This is a genomic window from Kitasatospora sp. NPDC059160 (assembly GCF_042755465.1).
Lineage (GTDB): Bacteria > Actinomycetota > Actinomycetes > Streptomycetales > Streptomycetaceae > Kitasatospora.
In genome coordinates, this window is sequence record NZ_JBHZCN010000212.1 from 1 (window position 1) to 5772 (window position 5772).

Here is a 5772-nt window from a genome sequence, read left to right on the forward strand (position 1 = left end):
GGCCCCATTCGTCGTTCGTCAGATCACCCCGCCCCATGCCGGGCACAACGAGCCCGGCATGGAGAAGTCACATGATCCGCCGGACAGAACCTAGCACTCCGGGAAACGACTCGTCTTGTAAAAGCCGGGCGCCGTCGCCCTTGCGACGGCAGTCGCGAAGGATCGTCCAGGTCTTCACTCGGACGAAGACGTGCTCGACGCGGGCGCGGACCTGCTTGTGCTCAGGCCTGTGCTCGGCCTGCCGGTCGGCGAGCTCACCTCCGCGTGACCGACAGTGCGGCATGACCAGGACCGAACGTCGGCGCAGCACCGTCACTCCTCCTGTGGCAGGACGAAGCGCAGCCGCATCGCGGTGCTGACGATCTGATAGCTAGTCAGGCCGGACTCGCTGAACGGGTTGGGTAGCGGGGTGATCCTCCGGCGCTCGTGGTCGTTGGTGTGGGAGACGTAGACGATCCGGTACTCCACGTCGGGCTGCAGCTGGCTCGCCCGTGCGGCCCGCGTCTCGGTGTCCCCGAGGTGGATGTCGCCGTCCGCGCCGGTGGACGACTTGACCTCGAAGAGCAGCGTGCGCTCGCCGTCCCGGATCAGGAAGTCGTAGCCGAGGCTGTCGTCGCCCAGCCCGTCGGCGAGGACGTGGCGGCGCATCTCCGACTTCCACGACTCCTCGGGCGGCACCCCGAAGTGCCGTTCCAGCCAGGCGCCGACCGCCACCTCGCCGGCGAGGCCGACCGCGACGGGCTTCTCGCCGCTACCGGACTCCCGCGCACCGCCCGTGCCGTTCCCTGAGCCGCCGGATCCGCGCTGGCGCGGGAGGGCGGCCGCGGGGCCGGGCGCCTCGGGGGTCACCACGTCGACCGGTGTCGCCAGCTGCGCCTCGGTAAGGTCGGCCACCACTCGGCGTGCGAATTCGCGCAGGTCGTCGCTCCCTATGGGCAGGTGCTCACCGTTGAACTCCAGCGTCGGCGCCTGGGCCCGTCCCGAGGGTGCCGTTCCCTTCCCTTCACGCGGCTCCGACGGCTGTCGGCCCGCCGCTTCGCCCTCCAGGCCGAGGTCGCCGAGGCTCGTCGTGGCCGGCATCCCCTCCGGCCAGTGGCCGCGCGAGTGCAGCCAGGCGATCAGCGCCTTGCGGGTCAGCGGCGCGAAGTCGAGGAGCCCCTCCGCCTCCATCTCCCGGGCCACCTGGGCTGCCCCGGGGCAGGTGGACTCCGTGCCACCCCCCTGCCGGGTGAGCCAGCGCTCGATCAGGGTGCGCAGTTCCGGCAGCCGGGCGTGCACGACGCCCACGCACAGGTCCCGCACCTCGCTCACCGGCAGCAGCACCCCCGAGCCCTTGCCTGCCGGGGGCAGGTGCTCGACCAGCCACCGGTCCGCGTGGTCGGCCATCAGCTGGGCGGGGAGCTCCCAGAGTGTCCGGTGCCACGCCGGATCGGGGCCGAGCCCCGGCAGTTCGCGCAGCCGCACGTACTCCCCCAGCTCGCGCCCGGCGCGGTGGGGGGCGGCGAACGCGTCGCGCACCCGGTCCACCAGCCGCGAGCGGTTGCCCTGCAGCCAGGTCTCGAACTGGCGGGTGTGCAGGGCGGAGTTGTCGATCGGGGCCAGCCCGAGGGTCTCCCACGCGCGGTTGGCCCGCTCCAGCGGCACGCTGAGCCGCAGCAGCAGCCGCTGCCAGTCGTCATCCGGAAGGGAGAGCAGCAGCTCGGCACGGTCGGCGCCGAGCTTCCCCGCCAGCCAATCTCGCAGTTCCTCAAGGCTGTTGAAGGTCTCCTGGAGCTGTTGCAGCTGTTCCGCCAGCTCGACGTCCTCGCAGGCGAGGACGGGCACCAGCCGGGCGCTGCCCGAGCGGGCGGAGGCGCGGTCGGAGAGCACCGCTTCCAGCCGGTGGAGCGGCAGGTCGAGCGCGGCGGCCAGGTCGTTCTCCGTTACCTCGGCGGTTCCCCGGCCCTGCATCCGCTGCCCCAGCTTTAGCAGGGCGAGCTCGAGTTCCGTCGCGAGGTAGGGAGCGCCGACTAGCTCGGCGATGCCCGGCGCGGCCGTCTGGAGGACGGGCCAGTGCGCTCGCGGCGGTGCCTGGACGACGACCAGGCAGGGGCGCTCGGGGTCGTCGTGAAGCACCGAGCGGTCGGTGGCGGCCAGCGTGTGTCCGGCGACATGGGTGACGGCCTCGGTGGCGAGCACCAGGGAGCAGGCTCGCAGGCGCCCGGTGAGCCGGGCGACCGTGACCGTCTCCGGACGCACGGCGCGGTCCTCGTCGTACTCCACTACCGCGGCCACCAGGGCGCGCAGCCAGGGGCCGGCGAACTCCAGCAGGGGCGTGCTCGGCGCCTGCGGCGCGGGCAGCTGGTCCGCGACTACCTGGACCGCGGCCTCGCTGCATGGGCGGGGTTCGAAGCCGTCGTGGTCCGCGAGGTAGTCGTGTACCCGGCTGCCCAGGGCCCGGTCATCCAGTGGCAGCACCGGGACGGGGATCTGGTCGAGCAGCCTGCGCTGCTGGCCGCTGCCCGGGTCCGGCAGGTGCACCGGCTCGGCGGTCTCGCCTTCGGGGGCGGCTGGGAGGACCTCCAGGGCGCCGGTCCGGGAGACCAGGAGGGCTTCGAGGTCGGCCCGCGAGCTGTCCTGGCCCTGGTGGGGCGGCAGCAGCTGCGACCAGGCCCGCTCGTAGGCGCGGCGGATCGCGTTGGCGTGCACCCCGTGGCGCAACTTAGGTGCTTCGAAGAGCAGTTGGGGTAGGTGGCGGAGCCGGTCGAGGGCGGTGCGGGGGTCAGACCAGTGGCGTACGCCCAGCAGGTCGAGCCGTTCTAGCGTTTTGCCGGTCGCCATCTGCCGAAGCCCCGCGGACACAACGGAGAGGTAGGCGGGCGGCTGCTCGCTCTCACTCCACCACCACGCGGCCGAGATCGGGGCGAAGGTGCTCCGGCCCTGGTGGTCCAGGGTCTGCGGAATCCACGGCGCATGGCGGAGGAAGGCGGCGAGCGGGGTCGGCCAGGCAGTCCCGGAACCGTCTCTGCCACGCACAAACCGGGTCTCCAAAGCGCTGTCCTGCCATGTGCCCAGGCCGTGGACGATCAGTTCGGCGTAGAGCCGGCGGGCCTCGTCCGAGAAGTCGGCGTAGGCGTCCTGGCCCGGGAGCTTGGCCAGCTGACGGTTCTGAGGCTGGTAGGCGACGGTCGCGTAGAGGTCGCCGTGCCTGTTCGGCCAGGTCTGGGCCGTGGCCACCCACTGCCGGCGCGCCTCGGCCGTACGGTGGAGAGACCGGTAGGCGTCGAAGGACCACGGGTGGTTGAGCTGGCTCCCCTTCACCGAGTCCGTGACGGGGAGATAGGTCGGCCGCAGGCCGTGGCGCACGTCCTGGCGTTCCAGGAAGCGCTGGAACACCGCCGGGTCGGTGCCGCTGCCCTCGCAAACCTCGGCGGCCGGCCTCAGGAGTGCGCCGTGGGCCTGCCGGAGGGAGCGGTCCAGGGTCCGGGTCAGGTCCAGGAAGCGGACGAGGGTGTCGTCGGCGGCCGAGGCCGCTCCCGTCCAGCCCGGGCCGAACATCGCGCTCCCGGTGGGCGACCAGCCTCGCCTGGTGGGGACGAGCAGGCCCTTGATGCGGGCGGCGCGCGGGCCCTGAGCGATCCACAGGCGGCAGGCGAGGTGCAGGCACTGCCACCGGGTCTCGTCGTCCTGCCCGTCCTGCCCCATCACCGCGGTCAGGGCGGGCAGCAGCGCCGCCGGGGTGTACGTCTGCACGAGCCCCTGCTGTTCGAGCCACCGTCGACCGGCGGCGCGGCGGCTCCGGGCCTTGCCTCGGCCTTCCGACCACGGGATCGCGTCATGGACGAAGGAGAGGTGCTCGCGCACGCGGGCGGGCAGCGCGTCGGGCTGGAGCAGGATGTCGCTTGTGCCGGGGAAGAAGACGTGCTCACCACCGGCGGGGACGAGCCGGCCGCCCGTGTCGAGGACGATCCGCTTGCCCCGCAGCGGGGCGGCGTCGGGGAACGACAGCGCCAGGTCGTGGTAGAAGTCGGCCCAGCGCTCGTGGCCGGTGTCCGCTGCGCCGGTGGTCTCGGCCAGCTGTTGGGCCACGGCCTCGGCCCACTGGGCGAGTTGGAAGGTCCAGGGCTCCAGGCGCACGTGGAGAAGACGGGCCATCCTCCGGAGCCGTTCGGCGCGCAGCGGGTGCAGGGCGGGGTCGATAATCTCCGCCTCGCCGGTCGCACCGACGGCCTGCGGGGTGAAGACCTCGACGCCCTCGGGCCGCTCGACGAATGTGCCGCGGTCGAGCGAGGTGCGTGAGCCCTCCGGGTGGACCCTCGGGATGAAGGCCACCTCGTTGAGCTTGCGGTCCAGCTTCCGGAACGCCTCCTGCAGCCGCTCCAGTTCGGCGCCGTTCCGGCAGACCAGGTCGATCGCGGCCTCGCCCGGCAGCCGCACCCGCCCCTCGTCGACCAGCACGGCAGCCCGGGCGCAGGCCGTGGCCACCTCGTCGAGCAGCAACTGGTTCCACGGCGTCTCGAGGACGAGCGTGCGGCGGCTGACATGTGAGAAGAACGGCGCGTTGACGTACCCGTCGACCGGGCACGCGGTCGTGGCACCCATCGGCAGGAAGGTGTAGAGCCGGCCGCCCCTCAGCGGTTCGCCCGCCGGGACGGCCACCGCCACCTCGGCGGACCCGCGCCACTTGTCCCAGGGCTTGCCCATGTCGCTGCTGGCCGCGATGGCGGGGAGGAGGCGCTCCTCCGGCACCCGGCTGCGGACCAGGACCAGGTCCAGCTTCCGGCGCCCGCGGCGCAGCGCCACCTCCTCGATCCTGAGGTCGCGGGACCTGTACAACGTGATCACCCGCCGCCCGAAGACGACGCGCTTCGGGGCGGCGCCGGCCTGGGTGTGGGACACCACGACCATGGCCAGCCGGTCGAGGAAGAGCTCGAAGGGCGCGCTGTCGTCAGTGAGTTCGCGCAACTGTTGGACAGCCGAGGCACGGGCCTCCGCATCCTTGAGGGGCAGCCGGACGACGGTGACGATCCCGCGACGGCAGAACTGCCGCACCGGCTCCGGGACCTCGTCGACGGGCACCGGGAGCAGCAGCGCAGAGAGGTTCTCGCGCAGTTTGTCGGCCGCGCCGGGGTCGTCCGGGGCCGCTTCGGCCGCCAGCCGGTCGAAGTCCGACGACCGGGCGAAACGGAAGCAGTAGCCGTCGAAGGTCTTGGCGCCCGGGCGGGAGACGCTGTAGACCTCCGGGGCCTCGGTCAGCTGACGGACGCTCTTGAAGCCCACCCCCTTGTGTCCGATGCCCTCGTCCGGCCGCTTGCTGGACGCCGCGACCCGGCGCAGCGCGTCGAAGCGCTTCGGCGTCAGCTCACGGCCGCCGTTGGCCACGTAGAGGACCCCGTGCTCGCCCTCGGTCTCGTCGAGCAGGATCTCCACCCGCCCGTCGCCCGCCTTGGCCGGGTGTGCATCGTGGGCGTTCTGCAGCAGTTCGACGATCACTCGCCCCTTGTACTCGGTGGCCAGTACCTGCTCGATCACCGCCTTCAGATCGCGCGAGTCCGTGTCGCCCTCCGCCAGGTTCCTCAGGCATGTCCGCGCCTTCTTCACGGACTGCGCCCACACCTGCCGCCGACGGGAACCCGCCGCCCCAGAGACCTTCAACCGCCGCCTCCACTCGCCGTACGAAGTCATCCGCGGCCACGCTACTAGGTTCTGTCCGGCGGATCATGTGACTTCTCCATGCCGGGCTCGTTGTGCCCGGCATGGGGCGGGGTGATCTGACGAACGACGAATGGGGCC

Annotated in this window: 1 protein-coding gene and 1 pseudogene; both read right to left on the minus strand. The window is 72.3% G+C overall.

All coding sequences use genetic code 11. The features are described from left to right. Positions 1-67: 67 nt before the first annotated feature. Positions 68-289: pseudogene (locus ACFXOZ_RS41885) on the minus strand (hypothetical protein); the annotation flags it as partial. A 23-nt stretch (positions 290-312) separates the two neighbouring features. Beyond that, complete coding sequence (locus ACFXOZ_RS41890; protein WP_380595304.1) at positions 313-5511, minus strand: sacsin N-terminal ATP-binding-like domain-containing protein; 5199 nt, start codon at positions 5509-5511, stop codon at positions 313-315. Positions 5512-5772 lie beyond the last annotated feature (261 nt).